This window comes from Anaerotignum propionicum (assembly GCF_024461735.1).
Taxonomy (GTDB): Bacteria; Bacillota; Clostridia; order Lachnospirales; family Anaerotignaceae; genus Chakrabartyella.
The window spans coordinates 1-26181 of the sequence record NZ_JANGAD010000014.1; the positions used below are offsets into that span (position 1 = coordinate 1).

The 26181-nt window shown below is 40.5% G+C and carries 22 protein-coding genes; 19 read left to right on the forward strand and 3 right to left on the reverse strand.

The annotated features are described in order from the left end of the window. Positions 1-282 precede the first annotated feature (282 nt). Entirely contained in the window at positions 283-1461 is a 1179-nt protein-coding gene (locus NE558_RS13650) for an NAD(P)-dependent malic enzyme (RefSeq protein WP_256150718.1), read from the forward strand. Positions 1462-1587: 126 nt separating this feature from the next. On the opposite strand, the gene NE558_RS13655 is transcribed toward NE558_RS13650, so the two are convergent. Together NE558_RS13655 and NE558_RS13660 are read right to left on the reverse strand one after the other, a co-directional pair. Continuing rightward, complete coding sequence (locus NE558_RS13655; RefSeq protein WP_256150722.1) at positions 1588-2031, reverse strand: YaiI/YqxD family protein; 444 nt, start codon at positions 2029-2031, stop codon at positions 1588-1590. A gap of 107 nt (positions 2032-2138) precedes the next feature. Further along, the gene (locus tag NE558_RS13660) at positions 2139-2777 is read right to left on the reverse strand and encodes a lactate utilization protein (protein ID WP_256150724.1); all 639 of its coding nucleotides are present in this window, start codon (positions 2775-2777) and stop codon (positions 2139-2141) included. A gap of 198 nt (positions 2778-2975) precedes the next feature. On the opposite strand from NE558_RS13660, the gene NE558_RS13665 reads away from it, so the two are divergent. Next, positions 2976-3761 (forward strand): TrmH family RNA methyltransferase, encoded by a 786-nt coding sequence (locus NE558_RS13665; RefSeq protein WP_256150725.1) that lies wholly within the window; start codon positions 2976-2978, stop codon positions 3759-3761. A gap of 143 nt (positions 3762-3904) precedes the next feature. Here NE558_RS13665 and NE558_RS13670 read toward each other — a convergent pair whose 3' ends face one another. Continuing rightward, positions 3905-4228 (reverse strand): DUF3892 domain-containing protein, encoded by a 324-nt coding sequence (locus NE558_RS13670; protein ID WP_256150727.1) that lies wholly within the window; start codon positions 4226-4228, stop codon positions 3905-3907. A gap of 892 nt (positions 4229-5120) precedes the next feature. Here NE558_RS13670 and aroF point away from each other — a divergent pair. The 17 genes from aroF (at position 5121) to murD (ending at position 26061) form a co-directional block, all read left to right on the forward strand. Then, positions 5121-6134 (forward strand): 3-deoxy-7-phosphoheptulonate synthase, encoded by a 1014-nt coding sequence (gene aroF / locus NE558_RS13675; RefSeq protein WP_256150728.1) that lies wholly within the window; start codon positions 5121-5123, stop codon positions 6132-6134. 83 nt (positions 6135-6217) lie between these two features. Further along, positions 6218-7066 (forward strand): prephenate dehydrogenase, encoded by an 849-nt coding sequence (locus tag NE558_RS13680; protein ID WP_256150729.1) that lies wholly within the window; start codon positions 6218-6220, stop codon positions 7064-7066. Between the two features lie 12 nt (positions 7067-7078). Further along, positions 7079-8140, forward strand: a complete 1062-nt coding sequence (gene aroB, locus NE558_RS13685; protein ID WP_256150730.1) for a 3-dehydroquinate synthase — start codon at positions 7079-7081, stop codon at positions 8138-8140. 5 nt (positions 8141-8145) lie between these two features. Next, positions 8146-9411 carry a 3-phosphoshikimate 1-carboxyvinyltransferase gene (gene aroA / locus NE558_RS13690; RefSeq protein WP_256150732.1) on the forward strand — a complete coding sequence of 422 codons (1266 nt, stop codon included), beginning with the start codon at positions 8146-8148 and terminating at the stop codon, positions 9409-9411. Continuing rightward, the gene (gene aroC / locus NE558_RS13695) at positions 9401-10489 is read left to right on the forward strand and encodes a chorismate synthase (protein ID WP_256150733.1); all 1089 of its coding nucleotides are present in this window, start codon (positions 9401-9403) and stop codon (positions 10487-10489) included. The genes aroA and aroC overlap by 11 nt, the downstream gene beginning before the upstream one ends. Before the next feature lie 189 nt (positions 10490-10678). Beyond that, positions 10679-11818, forward strand: a complete 1140-nt coding sequence (locus NE558_RS13700) for a bifunctional chorismate mutase/prephenate dehydratase (RefSeq protein ID WP_256150734.1) — start codon at positions 10679-10681, stop codon at positions 11816-11818. Positions 11819-11829: 11 nt separating this feature from the next. After that, entirely contained in the window at positions 11830-12282 is a 453-nt protein-coding gene (aroQ, locus tag NE558_RS13705) for a type II 3-dehydroquinate dehydratase (protein ID WP_256150735.1), read from the forward strand. Next, the gene (locus NE558_RS13710) at positions 12279-13466 is read left to right on the forward strand and encodes a pyridoxal phosphate-dependent aminotransferase (RefSeq protein WP_256150738.1); all 1188 of its coding nucleotides are present in this window, start codon (positions 12279-12281) and stop codon (positions 13464-13466) included. Before aroQ ends, NE558_RS13710 begins: the two co-directional genes overlap by 4 nt. 360 nt (positions 13467-13826) lie before the next feature. Then, positions 13827-14258, forward strand: a complete 432-nt coding sequence (mraZ, locus tag NE558_RS13715) for a division/cell wall cluster transcriptional repressor MraZ (RefSeq protein WP_256150752.1) — start codon at positions 13827-13829, stop codon at positions 14256-14258. 143 nt (positions 14259-14401) lie between these two features. Continuing rightward, a complete protein-coding gene (gene rsmH, locus NE558_RS13720) occupies positions 14402-15340 on the forward strand; it encodes a 16S rRNA (cytosine(1402)-N(4))-methyltransferase RsmH (RefSeq protein ID WP_256150753.1) in 939 nt (312 codons plus the stop codon). Between the two features lie 18 nt (positions 15341-15358). Beyond that, on the forward strand, positions 15359-15898 hold the full coding sequence (locus NE558_RS13725) for an FtsB family cell division protein (RefSeq protein WP_256150739.1): 540 nt from the start codon (positions 15359-15361) through the stop codon (positions 15896-15898). Positions 15899-15904: 6 nt separating this feature from the next. Further along, positions 15905-18145, forward strand: a complete 2241-nt coding sequence (locus tag NE558_RS13730; protein WP_256150740.1) for a penicillin-binding transpeptidase domain-containing protein — start codon at positions 15905-15907, stop codon at positions 18143-18145. A 148-nt stretch (positions 18146-18293) separates the two neighbouring features. Continuing rightward, on the forward strand, positions 18294-20237 hold the full coding sequence (locus NE558_RS13735; RefSeq protein ID WP_256150741.1) for a penicillin-binding transpeptidase domain-containing protein: 1944 nt from the start codon (positions 18294-18296) through the stop codon (positions 20235-20237). 441 nt (positions 20238-20678) lie between these two features. Beyond that, positions 20679-22133, forward strand: a complete 1455-nt coding sequence (locus tag NE558_RS13740) for a UDP-N-acetylmuramoyl-L-alanyl-D-glutamate--2,6-diaminopimelate ligase (RefSeq protein WP_256150742.1) — start codon at positions 20679-20681, stop codon at positions 22131-22133. Then, positions 22130-23515 carry a UDP-N-acetylmuramoyl-tripeptide--D-alanyl-D-alanine ligase gene (locus NE558_RS13745; RefSeq protein ID WP_256150743.1) on the forward strand — a complete coding sequence of 462 codons (1386 nt, stop codon included), beginning with the start codon at positions 22130-22132 and terminating at the stop codon, positions 23513-23515. Before NE558_RS13740 ends, NE558_RS13745 begins: the two co-directional genes overlap by 4 nt. 1 nt (position 23516) lies before the next feature. Beyond that, positions 23517-24503, forward strand: coding sequence for a phospho-N-acetylmuramoyl-pentapeptide-transferase (gene mraY / locus NE558_RS13750; RefSeq protein WP_330643500.1), 987 nt, complete (start codon positions 23517-23519; stop codon positions 24501-24503). Between the two features lie 202 nt (positions 24504-24705). After that, complete coding sequence (gene murD / locus NE558_RS13755; protein ID WP_256150744.1) at positions 24706-26061, forward strand: UDP-N-acetylmuramoyl-L-alanine--D-glutamate ligase; 1356 nt, start codon at positions 24706-24708, stop codon at positions 26059-26061. Positions 26062-26181 lie beyond the last annotated feature (120 nt).

Here is a 26181-nt window from a genome sequence, read left to right on the forward strand (position 1 = left end):
TTGTGAAGGATGCAGCAGGCAATGTAAGTACTGCAGTGAAAATTGCAGTAGCAGCCTTCGAAGGTCCCTAACTAATTAGGAATAATCAGTTAGCCCCTATGTGATAAACATGGGGGCTTATCTATTATTGAAGCAGTGAAACAATTTATTGGATACATCCAACAGGAGTTGTTTAGTTAGTCTTATTGACCAAGTACTAAAATCCTTGTATAATTCAAAAAGATGAAGTAAATCCTGAATTTACTTATAAAACAGTTATGAAATATAAAGGAGATCGTATCCATGAGTATTGAAGAAGAGGCATTAAAACTGCATTATGAAATGCAAGGTAAAATAGAAGTGGTTTCCAGAAAAGAAATTAAAACAAGGGAGGATTTATCCTTGCTTTATACCCCAGGCGTTGCGGAGCCTTGTCGGGTAATTGAGAAAAATTATGAGGAATCCTTTCGTTTGACACGCCGTTCCAATTTGGTGGCTGTGGTGACAGACGGTACGGCAGTTCTTGGCTTAGGGGACATTGGTCCTGCGGCAGGTATGCCTGTTATGGAGGGAAAATGTGTTTTATTTAAGGAATTTGGCGGCGTAGATGCCTTTCCTCTTTGCATTGATTCCAAAGATGTGGATACCATCGTAAATACCATTTATTTGATCTCCAAAAGCTTTGGCGGCATTAATTTAGAAGATATTTCTGCCCCCCGTTGCTTCGAAATTGAACGAAAGCTCAAGGAAATTTGTGACATCCCCATATTTCATGATGACCAACATGGAACGGCCATTGTGGTTGCGGCGGCTATGATTAACGCCATGAAGGTGGTTGGCAAAAATATGGGTGAAATGAAAATTGTCATCAATGGCGCAGGGGCGGCTGGTATCGCCATTGGGAAGCTTCTCATTGCCATGGGTTTTGGCAATATCGTGATGTGCGACATTAACGGCATCATTTGTGAGGGTGACGAAGGCTTAAATGCTGGGCAGGAGGAAATTTCTCATATTAGCAATATCCATAAGGAAAAGGGAAGCTTGGCTGATGCAATGAGAGGTGCGGACGCTTTTGTTGGTGTTTCCCGCCCCAAAATGGTAACTGGCGAAATGGTGGCATCCATGAACAAGGGGATTGTTTTCGCTATGGCAAATCCTATTCCTGAGATTATGCCCGATGAGGCATTGGCGGCTGGTGCGGCTGTTGTTGGTACAGGCCGTTCTGATTTCCCCAATCAGATTAACAACGTATTGATTTTCCCAGGGATTTTTAAGGGGGCTTTGGAGGTACGTGCCAAGGAAATTACGGAGGGGATGAAGCAAAGAGCGGCATATGCCATTGCGGCTATGATTCCCGATGATGAGATTCATGCCGAAAATATTATTCCTTCGGCTTTGGATAAATCTGTGGCGAATGCTGTGGCAAAAGCCGTTGCTGATGTGGCAATCGAAGAAGGTATTGCTCGTGTAAAGCCATGCTGAGTATTTTTTAGTTTTGCAGAATATTTTTGCATCCCTTATTCGGAAAAATAGAATGAACAGTTTTGTTGATAAGAAAAAACGGTGGGGCCTTTCACTTATAGCCCCACCGTTTTGATTTAAAATTAATTATTTAACTGCAAATGCTTTTTCGAAAACGGAGAGAAAGGTCATATCATCCTCTTTTGTCCGTTTATGGATATGTCCGCTACGTCCTTTTTTCTGCCGCCGCATTTCTCGGGAAAGGTGACGCTCAAAAAGCATACGCTCAATATTTTCAGCGGTATAAAAAAAGCCATTTGGATGGATTGCTGTAGCCTTCTTCCCTAAAATCAAAGCAGCAAGGCCATAATCGGCAGTGACACAAATATCGCCTTTTTCCGTACGATTGGCAATGGCTAAATCAGCACTATCTGCCCCTTGGTCAACTGTAACAACATGCACGTTGGCTTCGGGGTAAAACAAAACATGAGAGGCATCGGTCACCATATAAACCTCTACATTATTTTTCGTTGCTATTTCAACGATAATTTCTTTCACTGGGCAGGCATCTGCATCGACAAGAACTTTCATTTCATTCTCCTTTGCCCCAAACTGAAAATGCATGTTACCATGTATTTCGCGGGCATTTATTTATTATTGACAGAAGGCCTGCGTTTTACTTTGCCATCTGGGAGAAATCAATATCCCATTTCTTCTCCAACAACAATAACTTTAATTCTTTTTGCAGGTCTGCATAATCTTGTAATCAGAACTTGGCTGCAAATAGAATCAGTTGAGGTGCAATTATGACAGACCCCTGTGGTAACGCAAGGGGTTTTTCCCATAAAACGAAATGCATTTGTTGGTGCTGCCGTGTTTCTTGCCCGAGAAACTGCTGCATCAAGGTTTGGAGCAACTTTATTGATACCACAAATGATAATAACATTTTTGGGACCAAAAGACATGGCAGCAATGCGGTTTCCTGTCCCATCAATATTTACCAGAATACCATCTTGGGATAGAGCATTGGTGCTGGTAATAAAATAATCAGCTAAAAGTCCTTGACGATGTAAATTTGCAGTTTCCTCAGGGGATTTTGCCAAGTCTCTATCAATCACTTCAAAATCTCCATCATGGAAGGCCTTTGTAAGACCCATGTTGCGGATGGTCATTGAGCCTCCCCAAGAAACAGAGCTTTTTTCGGGCACCAATGATACCGCTTTTTCCAAAGCTTCTTTAGCAGTAGGACAGTAGTAAGCCTCGAAATGTCTACCTTCTAATTTTGAAACTACACTTTTGCCTAATATTTCAGTTCTCATTTCAATCGGTGTACTCATGCATAAATCTCCTTTCATAATAAAAATACGGATTACTTTATTCTAACATAATTTTTCTAAAACCAATATAGAAATCGAACTTTTATTTTTTCCTTGTCAAGAGAAATATGCAGTTTTTTTCTTGTGGATTCTTTATGTTGCAATAAGAATATGTTTTGTATTATGATAGGGGGAGAATTTGAGAAACGAGGGATAAATATGGCGTTAAAAATAGAAAGCCATCAAAATAAAATATTCAAGCGGGTCAAAGGCCTGAATTTAAGAAAGAACCGTGATAAAGAGGGGTTATTTGTAGCAGAAGGGCTTCGATTTATTTCTGAAATTCCTCTGGATTGGCCAGTAGAAATGTTCCTGATGACAGAGGCCTTTGCAGAAGAAAATGGAGTAGAGCTTTTTGAAAACAGGGCAGGAACCTATATCCTGTCAGAGGAATTGTTTTGCCTATTGTCAGATACAGAAAATCCCCAGGGGGTATTGGCTGTCTGCAAAAAACAACAAGAAAACATGGATAAAATCTGGTTAAGAGAAGATTCTTTTTTTCTTTTGGCGGAAGAACTAAATGATCCAGGCAACCTTGGCACTGTGATACGAACGGCAGACGCAAGCGGTGTGGATGGGATTTTTCTTTCAAAGGGTAGTGTGGATGTATACAATCCAAAGGTTTTGCGGGCAACAATGGGTTCCATATTTCATGTACCTGTGTTCCAAAATATTGCATTAGATGAAATTTCATCAGAATTGAAAAAAAGAGAGATTTCATTATACGCTGCTCACTTAAAAGGTGAAAGCCTTCCTTATCATTTGCCGTTAGAAAAGAGTTGTGCGTTTTTGATTGGCAATGAAGCAAGAGGTCTTTCTGATGAAGCAGCAAATTTGTGTGACCAATGGGTGAAAATACCTATGCCCGGACAGGCGGAATCCTTAAATGCTTCAATTGCAGCGGGGATTTTGATGTATGAGGTAGTGCGTCAACGGTTGAAATAGTAGGTCACATGCAGTTTTATTATCTGCGTAAGATATAGGAAATCGGAAAAGGTGTCGGCAAAGCCGACACCCGGATAATTTTTTATAGCTGACACCAACATGTTTTGATTGCGTCAAAATTTTTACATTACTTTCTGAGTAAATTATCTTTTACTCATTTCTTCTGTGGATACGGTTGGCAGGTTAGACAGATTGTTATCTTCTGTTCCATCGGGGATAGATTTTAAGTATTCCGTATCCTTTCGATGGGCAATACCAACACCTGCTATTTCACCTTGCCTTGCCATTTCTATTGCTTGATTCTTATCAATCATTGTGTCATCGGAAAGGCGATAGCCTGTGATTTTCCCACTTTGCTTTATTAAGCCTGTAATTTTTTTTGCGTTGGGTTTTGGTGTAGGAATATCATCCAGTGTGTTTTTCGCCAATGCTTCTGATAATTCATTTCTATCAAGGGTTTGATTCATAACCACACCTCCTTTTTTATTATGTTATCCATAAATTCAAAAAATAGAAAAGAAGTATAGATGTAAGTTTTGTTAATTTCCATATGTATTTTTGATATTTTGAAAATATAGATGATATCAGTTTTATATATAAATTTTGATAAATTTTAAAGCGCATTGCTATCATTTTATTAAAATAAAAAATAAACTCATGATATTATATTAGAAATAATCCCATAAAACCAAATTAAGCTACAAATATTTACAAATTATTGACAAATATCACGAATTGTGATATTTTAATAGGAGATAAAGATAAGAAATGGGGAAAATTCTATACTTTATTCAAAAACTAGGCACAAGATTTCGTAAATTCCTCCGCCTATTAGAGACGGGGGAACTTGCGAAAAATGATGATTTTGAGAAATGATGAGAAGCGTAGGGGCTTCTTTTTTTATGGATAAATTTGTAAATTTCATATTAAAATAAGTCAGGTTCCATAGTTTGATTCAGGTTTTTCAGAAGCAATTTGGAGATTTCAGGGCAATGTTCACAAAAATCTGAAAAATAGGGTTTACATACAAATGTCTTTGTGGTAGTATGTTTAAAAATAACCAAATAAAATTAATTGTGAAAGAGGTTGCGAATATGAATCAGATCAATTTTGCTGCAACTACATACTTTTACTTTTACCGTGTTTTCAGAGATTCAAAGTGAATTTTACTGTGAGAAAAGACGGTTGGTTTTGATGGTTTTTTCTAGAATGAAGGCTAAATAGACTTCGCAGTGAAATTCGCTGCGGAGTCTTTCTTTTTATACTGGAAAACCCAAAATATGTAAGTATAGATTCTATTATTGCGAAGCATCTTTCAAAATTAGAAAACAAAGGGATAGAATAAAGGAGGATAAAGATATGATCGTAGTGTTGAAAAACGGAACAAAACCGGAACAAATTGATAACTTGAAGGCGTGGTTAAGAAGCATGGGCATTGATACACATATGTCTGTTGGAGTGAATCATACCATTGTTGGTTTGGTTGGAGATACTTCTGGTGTGGACATGGATTTGGTGCGTTCTTTGGATATCGTAGAAAATGTTCAGAGAATTCAAGAGCCATTCAAAAATGCAAATAAAAAATTCCATAACGGAAGACTTGTGGTAGACATAAATGGAGTGAAAATCGGCGGTGGAGAATTCCAGATTATTGCTGGTCCCTGCTCGGTAGAATCAAGAGAACAGGTTTGCTTTGTTGCAGAGTGCGTGAAGAAATCCGGCGCTGGTTTATTGCGTGGGGGTGCATTCAAGCCCCGTACTTCCCCTTATGCTTTCCAAGGCCTGTTGGGTGAGGGCATTGACCTTTTGCTCGAGGCAAAAAAGATGACAGGGCTTCCTATCGTTTCTGAAATTATGAATATTACCCATCTCCCATTATTTGATCCCGTTGATGTTGTGCAGGTTGGGGCAAGAAATATGCAGAACTTTGAACTTTTAAAAGAGCTCGGTAAGACAAAAAAGGTAATCTTATTGAAAAGAGGCTTAGCAAATACCATTGATGAATTGCTGATGAGCGCTGAATATATTATGGCGGGCGGTAATGAGAATGTAATTCTTTGCGAAAGAGGTATTCGTACCTTTGAAACAAGAACCAGAAATACATTGGACTTATCCATCATTCCTGTTTTGAAAAAATTAACCCACCTGCCTGTAGTGATTGATCCCAGCCATGCGTTAGGATACTCCTACATGGTGAAGCCCATGGCTTTGGCAGCAACTGCTGCGGGAGCGGATGGCTTGATGATTGAGGTGCATAATGACCCTCCTCATGCTTTATGCGATGGAGCACAATCATTGACTCCGGAAGCATTCGACGATGTTGCAAAGGCTGTATTCCAGATTAGACCCTTTGCTTGCAGATTTGACGATTAATTGACAGAAGCTAAAAGAAGGAAGCATCCTTATTGAAAAGTTGGGAGTAGCTGTTCACAAAGAAAGGAGATTGAGGTGAGTTTATGAATATAGGAGTAATTGGTATGGGGCTCATTGGGGGCTCTATGGCAAAGGCAATCAAACAAAAAACGGAACATACTGTATTTGGCTGGGATGAATCGGAGAACGTTCGTTTCAGTGCAAAGCTGGCAGAGGCGGTGCATGGCATTTTGGAGGAGGGAAACCCTTCCGACTGCGATTTGGTTTTAATCGCTTTATATCCGGGTGCAACGGTGGATTATGTGAAAAAATTTGCCACCCAGTTTAAAAAGGGCGCGATGGTTGTTGACTGTGCAGGAATTAAACGGGGTGTTTGCCAACCATTGCAGGAGGTGGCAGCAGAAAATGGATTTATTTTCTGCGGTGCCCATCCTATGGCGGGAATTGAGCGTAGTGGCTTTACGTATTCAACCCCCGACTTATTTGAGGGTGCAACAATGATTTTAACACCTTATACAGGAACGGATATTGCACCTATGAATGAGTTAAGTTTCTTTTTTAAAAGCCTTGGTTTTGCAAAAATGCAAGTTGCCACCGATGCTGAACATGACCAAATGATTGCATATACCTCTCAATTGGCTCACGTTGTTTCCAGTGCATACATCAAAAGCGAATTATCCCCTAAGTTTAAAGGGTTTTCAGCAGGAAGCTTTCATGATATGACCCGTGTAGCCAAGCTCAATGAAACCATGTGGACGGAATTATTTCTTGACAACAGTGATTTTCTTGCAGATGAAATTGATGGTTTGATTGAACGTTTGCAGGTTTACAGCAAGGCAATTCGGGAAAAAGACGGTGACAAATTAAAGGCAATACTAAAAGAGGGTAAGGAAAAACGCCTAGCAGTAGACGATATAAAGGAATTTGAATGAGGGGTTGCCCATATGAGAAAAGTCGAGGTAAATACATCTACGCAATACGACATATTAATTGGAAAAGGACTCTTGACACAAGTTGGCAAAGAAATGGCAAGCCGTATTTCCCCCTGCAAGGTGGCACTGATAACAGATGATAAAGTGGATAGTTTATTTTCTGCCACCGTTGCCCATTCATTAACACATGCAGGATTTGATTTGTGTAAATTTGTGTTCCCAAGGGGAGAAGGTTCAAAACATATCGGCACACTTAGTGATATCTTGGAGTTTCTGGCAGAGAATGAAATGACAAGACAAGATATTATTGTTGCTATGGGCGGCGGTGTCGTAGGTGATATGGCAGGCTTTGCAGCCGCCGTTTATCAAAGAGGAATTGATTTTGTGCAAATCCCCACAACTTTTTTGGCGGCAGTAGATTCCTCTGTGGGAGGGAAAACTGCCATTGATTTAAAAGCGGGCAAAAATATGGCAGGTGCATTTTATCAGCCAAAGTTGGTTCTTTGCGATACAAATGCACTGCAAACGTTGCCGGAGGAGGTTTTTGCCGATGGCATTGCAGAGACCTTGAAGTATGGAATTATAGGAAATGAAGATTTATTTAATAGGGTTGCGTCATTAGATTTTACCCAAGACTTGGAAGAGATCATTGAAATTTGTGTGTCTATGAAAAGAGATATTGTAATGCGGGATGAGTTTGACAATGGGGAACGTCAGTTGTTGAACCTGGGGCATACCCTAGGGCATTCCATTGAAAAGCTAAGTGGGTTTACTATTTCCCATGGCCACGGGGTAGCCATTGGGCTAAACCTAATTGCCAATGCCGCAGAAGCGAAAGGTTTTGCAGAAAGTGGTTTGGCAGAACGCATTCGCAAGGCATTAACAAAAAATGGGTTGCCGGTGAAAGCCGAGTTTTCTGCCCAACAGATTGCCCATGGAACGTTGATGGACAAAAAAAGAAGGGGCGGAGCTATCAGCTTTATATTCCCCGAAAAAATCGGACAATGCCGTATTGAAAAAATACCTGTTGAGGAAGTTGAGCAATTAGTGGCGGAGGCCATGAAAAGTAGGTGAAGTGATTGAATATTAAAATCGGAAAAAGCATTCTTAAGGGAAATATAAAAGTGATTTCTTCCAAATCCGATGCCCATCGTTTGCTGATAGGGGCGGCTTTGGCAGATAAACCTACAAAAATTTTCTTAGAGGGCTGGTCGAATGATATAGAGGCTACAAAAAATTGTCTTGAAACACTGGGATGCAAGGTAATACGGGACAATGATGGCATCCAGATTACCCCCCTTTGGGATGAGCAAGTAGATGATATTGTATTGGACTGTGTGGAAAGTGGTTCTACCCTTCGCTTTTTACTGCCAATTGTGGCTGCATTGGGGAAGCATGCAATTCTAGAGGGACAAGGAAGACTGCCTGAAAGACCCATTGATGTATTATTGGAGGAGCTTAGAGCTCATGGCTCTTTGGTGAAGGAAAACAATTTACCACTGGTGATGGCTGGGCAAATTAGAGGCGGCGTTTACACACTACCGGGAAATATTAGCTCTCAGTTCATTACAGGTCTTTTATTTGCCTTACCTCTTTTGAAGGAAGATAGTGAAATACGACTAACCACAAAATTAGAGTCAAGAGGTTATGTAGATATGACCCTTGATACTTTGAAACTCTTCCAAATTGAAATAGAAGAGAAAGATTGGGGCTTTCAGATAAAAGGGGGACAAACTTATCGCTCGCCCCTCGAAGTTTCTGCAGAGGGTGATTGGTCAGGTGCTGCATTTTGGGTTGTTGCCGGGGGTATCGGGGGAGATATTACCTGTACTGGCTTACGCAAGAATTCTTGTCAGGGAGACAAAGAGATTGTTGATCTAATGGAACAGTTTGGGGCAAAGGTTAATTGGAAAGAAAATGAAGTTACGGTTTGTGGGAGCAGCTTAAAGGGAATCACCATTGATGCCGCTCAAATTCCTGATTTGGTGCCTGCCCTTTGTACAGCAGCAGCATTAGCAGAGGGAACAACGATTATTTATAATGCAGGCAGACTGCGAATGAAGGAAAGTGACCGTCTAAAGGCGATGGCAGAAGGCTTGCAAAAGCTTGGAGTACGTGTGACGGAACAGCAGGAGTCTATTAGGATTGAAGGGGGCAGCGTGCACCCTGAGGGGGAAGTGATTTTAGATTCCTACGATGATCATCGCATTGTCATGTCCCTTGCAATTGCGGCGGCGGCATTGGGCGTTGAGGCAGTGATAGAAAGGGCGGAGGCGGTTTCCAAATCTTATCCCACGTTCTTTGCAGAATTTACACGTTTAGGGGGTGCGGCGGATGTCTTCTAACTATGGAAACAAGGTGAAAATCAGCATTTTTGGACAATCCCATTCCGATGCCATTGGTGTTGTGATTGATGGGTTGCCGGCTGGAGAAGAAATAGATATAGAGAAGGCACAGCGGTTTTTAGACCGCAGAGCCCCCGGCAAAAATGCTTATTCTACCCCTAGAAAAGAAAGAGATCAGGTTCGAGTGGTTTCGGGTTTGTTTCAGGGCAGAACTTGCGGCGCACCCATTTGTGCAATGATTGAGAACACTAATACAAAATCAAAAGATTATGACCAGTTGAAAGATTTGCCAAGACCTGGCCATGCGGATTTCACTGCAGAAATGAAATATCATGGTTTTCAAGACCACCGTGGTGGCGGTCATTTTTCGGGTAGATTGACAGCACCCCTATGCTTTGCCGGCGCGGTATGCTTGCAGATATTAGAGCGTAGAGGCATTACCATTGGAGCTCATATCCTTTCCATTCATGAAGGGAAAGATGAAAACTTCAATCCTGTGGATATTACAAAAGATCAGTTGATACAGATTACCCAAAAAGCTTTTCCTACAATTGATGATGGAATGGCAGAGAAAATGCAGGATATCATTCAAAAGGCTAGGGAGCAAGGGAATTCTGTTGGGGGTGTAATTGAGAGTGTTGCCCTTGGTTTACCGGTGGGCATTGGCGAGCCAATGTTTGATGGTTTGGAAAGTAAGCTATCTTCTATCTTATTTGCAATTCCTGCAGTAAAGGGAGTGGAGTTTGGTGAAGGCTTTGGCGTGGCGGGGCTTTTAGGCTCAGAAAACAATGATAGCTTTTATTATATAGAAGAAACTGGTGAAATTAAAACGAAAACCAATCATCATGGTGGTAGTTTAGGCGGTATTTCCACGGGAATGCCCTTGGTCATTCGAACTGCATTTAAACCTACCCCATCTATCAGTAAAGAGCAGTCAACCATTAGCCTAAAGGAAGGAAAAGATGCCTTTTTAAAGGTTGTAGGGCGGCATGATCCTTGCATTGTTCCCAGAGCAGTGCCTTGTGTGGAAGCGGCGATGGCCATTGCCCTGTTGGATTTATATGAGGAAAACAAATAATAAAAGGTACACTTTGGTTTTTAATGAAATTTTTTTGTAGGATTTTAATGAGGTAAAGATTTTATAACTTATTTTATTTATATATGTTTTTGAGAAATACAGCATAAGTGTACATTGAGACTTACACAGTGCATTTAAATTAGGAATAGCTACCATTGTGGAAGTGCTATATTTAAGGAGGAACGAAAGATGGATTTAGAGGCTTTAAGATTGAGAGTAAATGAAATTGATGATGAAATTGCCAAGCTGTTTGTAGAACGCATGCAGACATCAGCGAAAATTGCAGAGGCAAAAGCAGAAAAAAACCTGCCTGTTTTAGACCAAAAAAGAGAAAATCAGGTGCTCCAACGGGTGATGGAACAAGTAGGAGAAGAATTTGAATTATATACTAAAACCCTGTATCACACCATGTTTGAAGTGAGCAGAAGCTATCAGGCAGGGCTCTTAACAAAAGAAACACCTCTTTCTCAAGAAATCCTTGCAAACATTCAAGAGCCTAAGCTGGAGTTCCCCAGAAAAGCAGTTGTTGCTTGCCAAGGCGTGGAAGGCTCTTATGCAGAGCGAGCATGCGGAAAGCTTTTTTCTATGCCTAACACCATGTTTTTCAATAGTTTTGAGAGTGTGTTCAATGCGGTAGAAATGGGACTTTGCCAATATGGTGTTTTGCCCATTGAAAACAGCTCTGCGGGTTCAGTAACAGAGGTGTATGATTTGATGGTTCGCCATAAATTTTATGTGGTGAAAAGCTTGAAACTGCATATTAATCATGCTCTTGTAACAAAAAAAGGCATTAAGCTCTCTGACATCAAAGAAATTATCTCTCATGAGCAAGCTTTGCAACAATGCAGTGAATTTTTGAAATCCTTACCTAATGTAAAAGTTACTGTGTTCGAAAATACAGCAACAGCGGCAAAATATGTTGCGGAATGCGACCGTACGGATATAGCAGCACTTTCCTCACCTGAATGTGCAAAGCTATACGGCTTAGATATTCTCAAAGAGGATGTTCAGAACAACGCAAACAACTATACTCGCTTTATTTGTATCGCAAAAAATATGGAAATTTATGCTGGAGCGAACAAAATAAGCTTGTTGCTTTCTGTGGCTCACAAACCGGGTTCTTTGCATGAAATGATTGGAAAGGTTGCATGCCAAGGACTGAATCTTTCTAAGCTGGAGAGCCGACCTATTCCAGGAAAAGATTTCGAGTTCCGTTTCTATTTTGATATTGATGGTTCTGTATTCTCTCCTTATGTATTGACGTTACTGAAGGATATGGAATTATCTGCAGAAAAATTATCCTTCTTAGGATGCTATTCGGAAATGTAAGGAGCGATGGTATGAAGATTCTCGTGCTGAACGGACCGAATCTGAATATGCTTGGCATTCGTGAAAAAGGAATTTATGGAAATGAAACCTATGAGGATTTGGTGTATTTAATTGAAGAAACAGCCAAAGAAAAAGGTATTGAGGTGGAAGTATTTCAATCCAATCATGAGGGTGCTCTGGTTGACCGTATTCAACAGGCTTACTTTGATAAAACAGAGGGGATTGTGATAAACCCTGCCGCCTATACCCATACCAGTATTGCTATTTTGGATGCATTGAAGGCGGTGAATTTACCTGCGGTGGAAGTGCACATATCCGATGTGAGTCAAAGAGAAGATTTTCGTCAGATTTCCTACCCGGGAAAGGCGTGTGTCAAAACAATTATGGGAAAAGGCTTTTTGGGATATAAAGAAGGGATGCTGTTTTTACTGGAAAGAAAGTTGGGAGAGGGGAATAAGCAATGATTTCAAAGAATATGAAGGAATTGGTAGATAAGAGTGCAGCTATTAGCGCGCTTTTTACAGAAGGCCCACGATTGCGCAAATTATTGGGAGATGACAATGTCTTTGATTTTGGCATTGGCAACCCAAACGTAAAGGCTCCCGTTTCAGTCAATCAAACAGCAATTGAATTATTGGAAAATATGGATTCCTTGGCGCTGCATAGCTATACTGATGGGGCAGGTATTCCAGAGGTACGAGAATCTATTGCTGAAAGCTTAAATCGTCGCTTTGGGGAAGAATATACAGGGAAAAATATCGTTATGACCACAGGTGCGGCAGGTGGATTAAACGTAATTTTAAAGGTTCTTTTAGACCAAGGGGACGAGGTTTCGACCTTTGCGCCTTATTTTTCAGAATATGATGTATATGTTGCCAATGCAGGTGGACGCTTGATTTCCATTGCCCCAAATATTCCCTCCTTTTTACCTGATGCCAGCCAATTGGAGGAAACGATAACCTCCAAAACAAAGGCGATTATCATTAATAACCCCAATAACCCCACAGGTGTGGTTTATGATGAAGAAACCTTGGTAAAGGTAGCAGAGGTTTTAAATAAGAAGGGGAAAGAATTCGGAACTACTATTTATTTGATTTCAGATGAGCCATATAGGGAATTGGTTTTTGATGGTGTGACAGTGCCTTATATTCCAAAGATTTATGGTAATACAATTGTTGCCTACTCCTTCTCAAAATCTCTTTCTTTACCGGGAGATAGAATCGGTTATTTAACCATCCCGCCAACGGTGGAGGATTTTGAGGATGTGGTTTACGGTGCAGGGGTAGCTAACCGGGTGCTGGGGTTTGTCAATGCCCCTGCATTACAGCAATTGGTGGTGGCAAGATGCTGTGATGAAAAGTCGGACATTGCTTTTTATGATAAGAACAGAGAGATTTTATACAATGCACTAATCAGCTATGGTTTTGAATGCGCAAAACCACAAGGTGCCTTTTACCTCTTTGTAAAGGCACTGGAAGAAGATGATGTTGCCTTTGTAAATAAGGCTAAAGAATTTGGTATTTTGATGACACCGGGTCGAGGTTTTGGGTGTAAGGGCTATGTCAGGATTGCTTATTGTGTTGCAAGAACTGTCATCGAGAGAGCACTCCCTTCCTTTGAAAAGCTAGCTAAGTCATATAAAAAATGAGATTATAATAATTTGCAGGTATTGCATAAGCAATACCTGTTTTTTTTTGTGTTTGGGGAGAAAAGTGGAGATTGAAATTAACTTTTTTTTCTTCATACAGATTTCATTCATTTTAATTTCTAGTGGGTGAATGGTGGTGGGGAAATAATTTGTCGTTTCTCGTTGAAATATTCTCTTATATGAGTATAAACATTGAATTATCAAGGTTTTTTTCTGAAAAACGCAGAAGTTTTTTGTACTATGGGGCTTGCCTATTTCCGTTAAATATATTACAATGTGGTTAATAGTGGTGGAAAGTGGGCGAAAATGGTTTTAGTTGCCCTGTTTTTCCCTGAAAGGGTGAAGGGTGGTGACTACAAAATGTTTCTCGGTGAATTTCAACATTCAATTGATTCCAAAGGGCGCTTAATTGTGCCATCGAAATTTCGAGATGGCTTAGGTGAACATTTTGTGGTAACCAAAGGCTTAGATAATTGCTTGTTTGCATATCCAAAAAGCGAGTGGGCAATTTTTGAAGAGAAATTGAAACAATTGCCTTTGACCAGCAGTGGCGCAAGAAAATTTGTCCGTTTTTTCTTTTCAGGTGCCATCGAATGCGATTTAGATAATCAGGGAAGAATAAATTTGCCTGCCAATCTTAGAGAATATGCAGGCCTTAAAAAAGATGTTGTTTCAATCGGTGTCAACAATCGTGTTGAGATTTGGAATAAGGATGACTGGGCTGATTATAACAACGAAGAAAATTTTATCAGCAATGAATTGGCTTTTGAAATGGAGAATTTGGGAATTTAATGATTACAGAGGGACAAACCTTAGTAAAAATGTGTTTTCAGGTTGGGTCGTTTCCAAATAAAATTAGTTAAGAATATTTTACGAGTATAACGTAAATCAGAAAGGATAGGGATGGCGTGATTGCGTTGTCCAAGGTGACCATTTTGGAATTTCATCATGTTTCCGTACTCCTATGGGAGTGCATTGAAAATTTAAAGATTAAGCCTGATGGGGTTTATGTAGATGGAACAATGGGCGGTGGCGGTCATTCCTTAGAAATTGCGAAAAAGCTGACAACAGGCAGACTGATTTGTATTGATCAGGATTTGAATGCCCATAAGGCGGCAAAGGAAAGACTAAAGGAACATTTGGATAAAATTACTTTTGTCCATAATAATTTTGGGAATATCGGTAGCATTTTGGATGGTCTTGGCATTCACAAGATAGATGGAATGCTTTTGGATATAGGGGTTTCCTCTCATCAGCTGGATGAAGCGGAGAGAGGCTTTTCCTACCAGCATGATGCGCCCTTGGATATGAGAATGGATACTACCAATCCTTTTTCCGCCTATGCTCTTATCAATGAATATAATGAGGACGAGCTGAATCGTGTAATTTTCAACTATGGTGAAGAGCGTTGGGCAAGAAGAATCGCCCAGTTCATCATTCAGGAAAGGCAAAACAAGCCCATCGAAACAACGGGCGAGTTGGTTGAGGTGATTAAAAAGGCAGTACCAAAGGGAGCCAGAAAGGATGGACCTCATCCTGCCAAGAGAACTTTTCAAGCAATTCGCATTGAGGTAAATGGTGAGTTGGAAGTGTTACAGCAAGCCATTGATGCAGTGGCAAATAGATTGAATCCCGGCGGAAGGCTTTGTATCATCACCTTTCATTCTCTGGAGGACAGAATTGTAAAAGAGGCTTTTCGAAAACAAGAGAATCCTTGTGTTTGTCCCCCTCAATTTCCTATTTGTATGTGTGGAAAAAAACAAACAGGCAAAGTGATTACAAGAAAACCAATTGTATCTAGTGAGGAAGAGTTGGAAATGAACCCTCGTGCCAGAAGCGCCAAGCTTCGTGTATTGGAGGGGGTAGAAAATTAAAATGGAAGGGGTATTGACATGGCAGCGAAAAAATATGACAGATATGGAAATAATTTTAAAGGTTCTTCCTATTATGCCTACGGCAACGTTGCATATGACGTACAGCCGGAATATATCCCTTATTATACAGACGAAGAAGATGAAAAGAATCGTATTGCAGAGGAAAAAGCCCGAAAGGCTGAAAATAGAGAAAGTAGAATTACTGCCTTTAAGCTGATTATAATTATGCTACTTCTTTTTGCTGGAAGCATTGTTTTCATGGGTATGAACGTAAGAGTGACCAATGAAAGAGTTGAGCTTCGAAAAGAGAAAAATCAACTTGCAGATTTGAAAGCAAGCAACGCCATTTTAGAGGCAGAGCTAACAGAGCAGATTGATTTGGGTTATATTAAGGAGCAGGCAACAACACGCTTAGGTATGGCGGAACCTCAGCCTTACCAAATCGTATACATAGATGTACCCAAGCAAAGCTATACAGTGCAATATGCGGCAGACACAACAAATGAAGACAATAATTCCGGTTTTTTAAAATTTAAAAGTCGATTGAAAAAGGATTGATGTATGATGAAAAAAACGACAACAGGAATAAAGGCAAACGGTAAATTTGCTTTTATTCTTTTTGTGTTTATGGCAGTATTTACAACTGTTTTCGGTAGAATCGTTTATCTAAAGGCAGTTCATGGAGAAGAGTATGAGGCTGCTGCGAAAAATCAGCAGATTAACCGTTATGATGCAGTCATAGCTGCCAACAGAGGGAGTATCCTCGACCGAAATGAGCAAGTGCTTGCAATTTCCACAGCTGTTTATAACGTTGTTCTTGATCCCTTGGTTTTAGCAGAAAATAAAGAAGCTGAGCAAGAAAAGACGTTAACAACATTGTGCCAAAAATTCCCTGAATTGGACTATGCAACCCTAAAAGGTTACATTACTGAAAACCCAACCACAGGAAAAATAAACTTACCCAATCACTGGAAATACTTAGTCAAAGAGATTGATCGTTCCTTAAAAGAGGAGCTGGAAGAAATGAAATTAAAGGGAGTTTATTATGAGAAGACAACAAAACGTTCTTACCCTTTGAAAACGTTAGGGTGTCACTTGTTGGGCTTCATTCGAGGGGATGCCCAATGGGGTATTGAAGGCAAATATGGTGATTATATGGTCGGTACACCGGGTCGCTCTTTTATTCTCTATGATGGTGCTGATGGAGTTTCTTATCAGGACTATCCCGCAAAAGATGGAGATACTGTAATCACCACCATTGATTACACCATTCAGCAGTATGCAGAAGAAGCCGTGGCAGAGACTGCCGCCAAATGGCCTTCTGAGCATATAGCTTCAATTGTGATGGATCCCAATACAGGGGAAGTCATTGCTTTGGCCGAATCCAATCCCTTTGATTTGAATCAGCCGGGAACTCCTCTGCAGACTGAAACAGACCCTGCATTTAAAACTGCTTGGGAAGCTAAGAGCAGTAAAGAACAGATGGATTATTTAAATAATATGTGGAAAAACTTTAGCATCAGCAGCACGTATGAGCCAGGTTCCATTTATAAGCCATTGGTGGCGGCGGCAGCTCTTGAGGAGGGGGTCATTACCCCACAAACAACCTTTTATTGTGGTGGCTCCATTGATGTAAGTGGTACGCCAATTCACTGTCATTTAAGAACGGGACATGGCACTGTGAATGTAAAAGATATTTTGGCCCAGTCTTGTAACGTAGGTATTATTCAAATTGCCCAGAAGCTTGGAGCTGAGAAAGTTTATCGTTATCAAATGGAGTTTGGTTTCGGTAAAAAAACAGGTATCGATTTACCCGGTGAAGAAGATGCTTCAAAAGTGCTTCACTCTTTATCAGGCATTGGCCCTACAGAATTGGCTACCATTTCCTTTGGGCAGACATTTAACTGTACAACGATTCAAATTATTTCGGCATTTTCTGCTTTAATAAACGGGGGCAACATTATGAAACCCTACGTTGTTTCTCAGGTGATTGATCCCAATGGTGATGTTGCATATGAAAATAAACCGGAGGTTGTGCGTCAGGTTATTTCCAAAGAAACTTCTGACTATTTGCGTGTTGCACTCAAGGCAACTGTAGAAGAAGGAACAGGTAAAAAAATTCAGATTCCCGGTTATTCCATTGGATGTAAAACAGGTACAGCAGAACAGGGCTCCAGAGATAGAGATGATCTTTGGACATTGACCCATATGGCGTATTTTCCTGCTGAAAATCCAAAGTATATTATCCTTTCGGTCATTCATCTTCCAGAAGCTTATGTGGATGGCGTACAAAGCACTGCCCCCATGACAAAGGCTTTGATGGAAAAAATTATTAAGTACAAAAACTTGGAACCCACGGAAAAAACACAGAATGCATCATCATTGACCACCAAGGCAACCGTCAAGCTACCTGACTATGTTGGAAGTTCTGCTTATGACGTTGTGTCTGATTTGGATGGAAAAGAATTAACCTACAAAGTAGTGGGTACAGGCAACACCATTACAAATCAGGTACCTAAGGGTGGCACACAAGTGGAAAAGGGTAGCGAAATCATTCTTTATGTTGAAAAATCTGAAAAGGATGCAGGGTCAGCGTCTGTACCGAATGTTGTTGGTAAGACTTATGAGGAGGCAACGGCGGCTTTGAAAAAGGCAGGCTTTGAGGTGGTCTTTGAGGGTGAAACCGACGGAGTTGTTTCTTCTCAGAACCCCAAATATGGTGTATCAGCTGCAAAAGGCACTGAAATCAAAATACAGCTGACAAAAAAGGAAGAAGGCAAAAAGAATCCCACCCAAGGTGAATGATAAAAATGAAAGATTGTTTTTTTATTGAGTAAAAAGGATATAAATTATGCTTATTTTCATAACAAGACTTGACTTTCAGAATTAAACGCATACACGCCCTGTTTTTTCCATATATTTTTTATAAATGGAGAAGGCAGGGGTGTTTTTCATGGAAAGACCACCTATAGGGGTTAAAAAAAAGCTGCTGGTATTTTTGTTTGGGGCAATGTTTGGTTTTACTTTATTGCTCGGCAGAATTATTTATATTGAGTTGTTCCGTTCCCAGCAGTGGCAGGAAATGGCCTATGAACAGCAAACAAGAGATAGGCTGATTATGCCGAAAAGAGGCAGTATTTTGGATAGAAATGGTGTGGGAATTGCGTTGACGGAAACGGTAAATGCTGTTAGTGTTATTCCAGTACAAGCAAAAGATAAAGAAAAAACTGCATCTTATCTGGCGGAAAAGTTAGATTTGGATTATGAGACCGTTTTAAAAAAGGTTCAGGAGAAAGTGGCTTTGGTCAGAATAAAAACCAAGGTTGATAGTGAGCTGGCGGCGGAGATTCGAAAGGCGGAGATCCCCGGTGTCATGGTGGACGAGGATGTAAAGCGGGTATACCCCTTTTCGGAAATGGGTGCCCAAGTAATTGGTTTTGTGGGAAAGGACAATCAGGGTATTTTGGGCCTAGAGGCCAAATATGATGATCTTTTAGAGGGGAAGCAGGGGAAGATTTTAACCCTTACTGATTCCAGAGGAAATGAAGTTGACAGTCAACAGGAACGAATTCCACCCGAGGATGGAAAAAATCTTGTGACAACCATTGACGTGGTGCTACAACAATATGCAGAGCAAACGATTGCAAAAGCGGTGGAAACGAAGGGGGCAGACCATGGTCTCATTATCGTCTTAAATCCACAAAACGGTGAGATATATGCGATGGCAAACTATCCATTTTTTGACTTGAATGATCCTTTTACCATTAATGATGATGCTCTGGCGCAAATTTGGAGCACCCTTTCGGAGAAGGAGCGCAATGATTATTTGAATGCAATGTGGCGAAATACGGCCATTAATGATACCTATGAACCGGGTAGTACTTTTAAAATTGTAACCTCGGCGGCAGGGCTTGAAGAGGGCGTTGTAACGCCAGAAAGCACCTTTCAGTGTAACGGCTTTTATGTAGTTGGTGATAGACGTATTAAATGCTGGCGTTTTCCCCGTACCCATGGTTCGGAGACTTTTATTCAGGGTGTACAAAACTCTTGTAACCCCGTTTTTATGCAGGTTGCTGAGCGGGTAGGTGCAGAGAAGTTCTTAAATTATATGAAAAAATTTGGCTTTGACCAAAAAACAGGGGTTGACCTTGCCGGTGAAGCGGTGGGCATTATCCACAAGCTTGAAAACATTGGCCCTGTAGAGCTTGCGACCATGAGCTTTGGTCAGTCTTTTCAAATTACACCGTTACAGCTTCTAAGAGCGGCAGCATCTATTGTGAATGGTGGTAACCTTGTAACGCCTCATTTTGCAAAGGGAATTGCTGATGAGGATGGAAACATGGTTGAGGAATTTCAATATGAAAAAGGGGAACAGGTTATTTCAAAGGAAACTTCTGAAACGATGAAAATGATATTGGAAAGCGTTGTATCCCAAGGAACCGGCAGCAAGACCTATATACCGGGATATCGCATTGGCGGTAAAACAGCTACATCCGAAAAGCTGCCACGTAAAAGTGGCAAATATATTGCGTCGTTTATGGCTTTTGCGCCGGCGGAAAATCCCCAAGTAATGGCGCTGGTTTTAATTGATGAGCCAAAGGGTGTTTATTACGGAGGTACCGTAGCAGGCCCTGTTATGCAGGAATTGATGAAGAATACTTTACCATACATAGGGGTTGAACCGGTTTATAGCGAAAAAGAAGCCCAAGAGGCGGCAAAAGAACAAGCCACTATGCCTGATGTGATCGGTATGACTTATCAGGAGGCAAAAAATACATTGCAAAAAGAGGGGTTATCAGTAAGTGCTCGAGGAGAGGGAGAAACTGTTAAAAGGCAATTACCACCCTCTGGAGAAACCATAAATAAAGGAACCCAAGTAATCGTTTATTTAGAATGAAAAAAACTTATGGTGTATTATAAATAAGAAAATCCTTTTGTAGATGAAAGAAAAAGCTCAGAAGTGGTAAAAATAATTGGTAGATTAGCGTAAATGTGGTATACTTTTCCCTGCGTGATTTTTTTCGTAGACAAAGATAAGATTTTGTATTTGAAAATCAAGATTTTTCTTGTTTTTAAAGGGAAAGGTACCCCCATTTACGAGGGTTTCAATTTGAAATTTTTTACTTTTACCAGTCAAATATATTCTTTTCAATCTAGTTGAAATGAACAAAGCCGTATTTCATAAAAAAATGGGATGAAATACGAAAAAGTATTGTAATTATCGCTCATTGTATTTAAAATGATGAAGTGATTTTACATAAATGTTTTTACTGACGACAAAAGCTTTCCTCAAATATGCCGAGGGCTGGCAATCGTTTAACCAAAGGAGGAAACAGCCATGGAATTGCAAAAGCTGTTAGAGGGGGTTTCCTATAAAGTATTACAAGGAAACCTATCTATTGAAGTGAAAAAAATTGAGTATGACTCCCGAAAGATTCTTGCGGGAGATGTTTTTGTGTGTGTTACCGGTTTTCAGGTGGATGGGCATAAATTTGGGGCAAAAGCAGTAGAAAACGGCGCAGTTGCCTTGATTTGTGAGCATTTACCAGAGGAAATCGGCGGGGAAATTTCAGTTATACTGGTGGAGAATGCCCGTGAAGCCTTGGCCTTCATGGCGGTAAATTATTATAAAAAGCCTTCTGAAAAAATGCATGTTGTTGGCGTTACCGGTACTAACGGAAAAACCACCACCACATATTTAATCAAGTCGGTATTAGACCATATGGGAAAAAAGGTTGGTGTTGTGGGAACCATTGAGAATCGTATTGGTGATAGAATACTCCATACAGAGCGTACCACCCCAGAATCAAAGGAGCTGCAGGAATTACTGGACACAATGGTGAAAGAAGATGTAAGCCATGTGGTTATGGAGGTATCCTCCCATTCCTTAGATTTGCATAGGGTTGATGGCATTGCATATGAGATTGGGATTTTTACAAATTTAACCCAAGACCATTTGGATTATCATAAAACCATGGAGAATTATAAAGAGGCAAAATCCAAACTATTTCAACGGGCAAAAAAAAGTATAATCAATATGGATGATGCCGCTGGAAGCTTTATGAAGGATAAGGCGACTGGTCAGGTATTGACTTTTTCTGTTGACAACGCTGCTGATTTACAGGCAAAAGATATAGAAATTACTGCTGAGGGTACGGATTTTTCCTTGTCTTGGGATGAAAAGGAATATCATGTCCATTTGAGTACCCCAGGTAGATTCAGTGTTTACAATGCTTTGGGTGCCATTGGAGCATGCTTGCTTCTGGAAATTCCCATGGAGGATATTATAACTGGGCTTCAAGAAAATCATGGGGTGGCTGGTCGCTTTCAAGCTGTGCGCAGCAAAAAAGGGTACCAAGCTGTTGTAGATTATGCTCACACGCCGGATGGGTTAGATAATATTTTAAAAACTACCCGTGAGTTTGCCAAAGGGCGAATAATTACTATTTTTGGTTGTGGTGGTGACAGAGATAAAACAAAACGACCAATCATGGGCGAAATTGCAGGCAATGGTTCCGAGTATTGTATTATTACATCTGATAATCCCAGAACAGAAGACCCTCTAACCATTTTAAATGAGGTGGAGGTAGGGATGAAAAAGACATCTTGCTCCTATGAAAAAATTGCTGACAGAGGTGAGGCAATTTATAAAGGGGCAAAAATGGCAAAGGCCGGCGATGTGATTATCATTGCAGGGAAGGGACATGAAACTTATCAGATTTTTAAAGACTGCACCATTCATTTTGACGATATGGAAGAGATACGAAAGGCTTTTGGTGAGGATTGCTTATGAAAAAAATGACCATTGGAGAAATCATTGAGGCAACGAATGCGCAGGTAATTGCAGTGGACGGTCTGGATGAAGTTTTAAATAAAACCATTTCTCATATTACGCAGAATTCTAAGGAAGTAACGAAGGACAGTCTGTTTTTTGCAGTACAGGGAGAGCGTGTGGATGGGCATCAGTTTATTGAGGAATGCTTTGAAAAGGGCATTGCTGCCTGTTTGTCCTCCAAGGTAATCGCGCCCAAAAAAGGTAGCGTTTTGCTTTTGGTTCCCGATGTAAAAAAGGCTTTGCTGAAATTGGCGGCACATTATAGAAATAAATTTAATATTCCTTTTATTGGGATTACCGGAAGCGTAGGGAAAACTACAACTAAGGATATGGTGGCTTCCGTTTTGGGGCAGAAATACGATGTTCTCTGGACACAAGGGAATTATAACAATGATATTGGTGTACCTTTGACATTATTCCGTTTGGAGGATCATCATGAAATTGCGGTGATTGAAATGGGTATGAATCATTTCGGCGAAATTCATGCATTGGCAGAGGTAGTTCGACCGCAGTTAGGGTTGATTTCTAATGTTGGCGTTGCCCATATTGAGTATTTGGGTAGTAGAGAGGGCATTTTGAAGGCCAAGTGCGAGATGTTCGATTTCATGCCAAAGGATGGCATTGCGGTTTTAAATGGAGATAATGATATGCTCAGCACGTTAGAGGGGAAGCTTCCTCAAAAATTGCGCTGGTTTGGCATTGAAAATAAAAAAGATATTTATGCGGATCATTTGGAGCTTATGGGGATGGAAAAAACCAAATGCACCATCCATACCCCTGGGGGTTCTTTTGATGCAATGATACCCATGCCTGGAGAACACATGGTCTTGAATGCCTTATCTGCAGTTACAGTGGGGCTTGAGATGGGTCTGAGTTTTGCAGAAATAAAAGAGGGCATTGAGAATTTTGTGCCAACGAAGAACCGAATGAATATTATGAAGCTGGAAAATGGTATAACTGTTTTAAATGATGTTTATAATGCAAACCCTGTTTCCGTGAAGGCGTCACTGAATATTCTCGCAAATGCAGAAGGTCGTAAAGTGGGAATCTTAGGATTTATGGGAGAGCTCGGAGAGTATGCATCTCAAATGCATGAAGAAGTTGGTGCCTATGCCGCAGAAAAAGAAATTGATCTTCTTTTTTGTATAGGAAGATTCAATGTTGAAATGATGCAAGGCGCAAAAAACAGTGGACTCAAAGAGGTTTATTGCTTTAATAGTCAAGAGGATTTTTGGAACGAAGGTTTGGCAATGCTGAAAAAGGGGGATGCTGTTTTGGTGAAGGCATCCAGAAGCATGGCATTGGAAAAAACCGTAGAAAAAATACAGGGAGTGAACTAAAGTGGGGTCTTTGGAACAGGCGGTATACGCAATCATTATATCTTTCGTGGTAGGGGTTATCCTTTGTCCGGTTATGATTCCTATGCTGCACAGATTAAAGTTTGGGCAAAATGTAAGGGATGATGGACCTCAAAGCCATTTGCAAAAGCAAGGCACACCAACCATGGGGGGCATTGCATTTTTAATTGCATTTGCTGTAGCAGCAGCATTTTTTATGAAAGGAAATACCGATGGTACGGTTATTGTTTTGGTAACAGTTTGCTATGGAATTATCGGTTTTTTGGATGACTATATCAAGGTAGTAAAAAAGCGTTCCCTTGGATTGCGGGCGATGCAGAAAATATTGCTCCAGCTCATTGTGACAGGAGGTTTTTGCTGGTACATGTATGCTAGTGGCATTGGGACAGAAGTTTATATTCCTTTTGGCCAAGGTGTAAGCATTGATTTGGGAATTCTTTTTGTGCCATTTTTATTTGTGGCCATACTTGGCACAGTAAATGGGGTTAACTTGACCGATGGTTTGGACGGTCTGGCAGGAGGCGTTACTCTGATTGTGGCAGCTTTTTTTGCTGTTGTAGCTTGGGCGGCAGGAAGCACAGTTTCACCCATTTGTGGAGCAATTATCGGTGGGTTGTTGGCATTTTTGATTTTTAATTCTTATCCCGCAAAGGTTTTTATGGGGGATACTGGTTCTCTTGCCTTAGGAGGATTTATTGCTTCAACGGCTTTTATATTAAAAATGCCCATTTTTATTTTGATTGTAGGATTTATTTACCTTTTGGAATCCATCAGCACAATGCTTCAGGTTGGTTATTTTAAGCTTACAAAACGTAAATATGGCGCGGGAAAAAGATTGTTTAAAATGGCGCCCTTTCATCATCATTTAGAGCAGAGTGGTTGGAGAGAAACAAAGGTTGTCACACTGTTTTATGTGGCCACGGCTATGCTTTGTTTAATCGGTTTTTTGGGTTGTGACGGTATATTCTAGAAGGGATTTTCCAAGAAAAAACGTTGTTTATTTCAAAGCATTGAGTTGTTAGAGATTAAAATAAGGTAATAAATGTTCTATAACTTTAACATTTTGCATAAAATTCGCAGAATATGGAAGTTTCATAATAGAACGTTCGGACTATATTTGACTGAAAAAGTACTTTGTTTTGCTGAAAACTTTCGGAAAGAGGGAATCTAAATTGGACTATAAGGATAAAAAAGTTTTGGTTTGCGGTATGGCAAAAAGCGGCATCTCTGCTGCCAAGCTTTTAAATACACTAGGGGCGAATGTTACCCTTCAGGATATGAAAAAGAGAGAGGAAATAAAAGACTCTCGGCTCTTAGAGCAAGAAGGGATTTCCCTTTTTCTGGGGGAAAATCCTGATGAAATTGTTTTAAAGCAGGATTTCATTGTGCTAAGCCCGGGGATACCCTGTGATCTTCCTTTTATTCTTAAGGCAGAGGCTGGAGGGATTCCTGTCATTGGTGAGGTTGAATTGGCATACACCCTTACGCCCTGTCCTGTGACAGCAATTACAGGTACAAACGGAAAAACGACAACAACTACCCTTGTGGGTCAGATTATGCAGGTGGTAAAGCCGAATACGGCGGTAGTAGGGAATATTGGTGTTTCTTACAGTGGTGAGGTTTCGCGATTGACGAAAAATGATTGGGTAGTGGCAGAAATCAGTAGTTTCCAGATGGAAAAGGCTAAAACCTTTTCTCCCCATATCAGTGCAGTTTTGAATATTTCACCTGACCACTTAAATCGTCATAAAACTATGGAAAATTATATTTCTATGAAGGAACGGATTTTTGAGAATCAGACGGAAGAAGATTTTTGCATCCTAAATTATAGTGATGAGGTTTGCCGAAAGATGGCGGCGAAAACTAAGGCCAGGGTATTTTTCTTCAGCAGTCAAGAGTCTTTAGATGAAGGGATTTACCTAGAAGGTGATATGATTTGTGTTCGTTGGGACGGCATACAAGAGAATTTAATTTCAGTTCATGACCTGCAAATACTGGGTATTCATAATTATGAGAATGCCATGGCAGCGGCGGCAATGTCTATTGTTGCAGAAGTACCGTTGGCTATCATCAGAGATGTTTTGAAAAATTTCTGCGGCGTTGCCCATAGAATTGAGTATGTTGCTACGGTGGATGGCGTAGATTATTATAATGACTCTAAAGGAACCAATACGGACGCATCTATCCGTGCAGTGCTGGCAATGAGAAAGCCCATTGTTTTGATTGGCGGCGGCTATGACAAAGGTGTATCCTTTGATGAATGGACGAAGCTTTTTCCAGGCAGAGTGAAGCATCTTGTTTTAATTGGTGTTACGGCACAGCAAATCAAAGCATCTGCGGAGAAATTTGGGTTCACTGATATTTCTATCTGTGAAACTTTTGAAGAGGCTGTTAATCTCTGCCGAGACTCATCTAGCGAAGGGGACTGTGTCTTGCTTTCTCCTGCATGTGCTAGCTGGGGCATGTTTGATAATTATGAGCAGCGGGGAGATATGTTTAAAGAGCAAGTAAAGGGATTTAGATCTTAGGTGGCTACCCCTAAAACCCAACAAAGACTAAGACCTTAGGGACGCTGTCCCTAAAACCTAGCAAGGGCTTTGCCCTTGACCCAATATGGAAAACGTTGTTTTCCAAGGAGAAGTAATGAA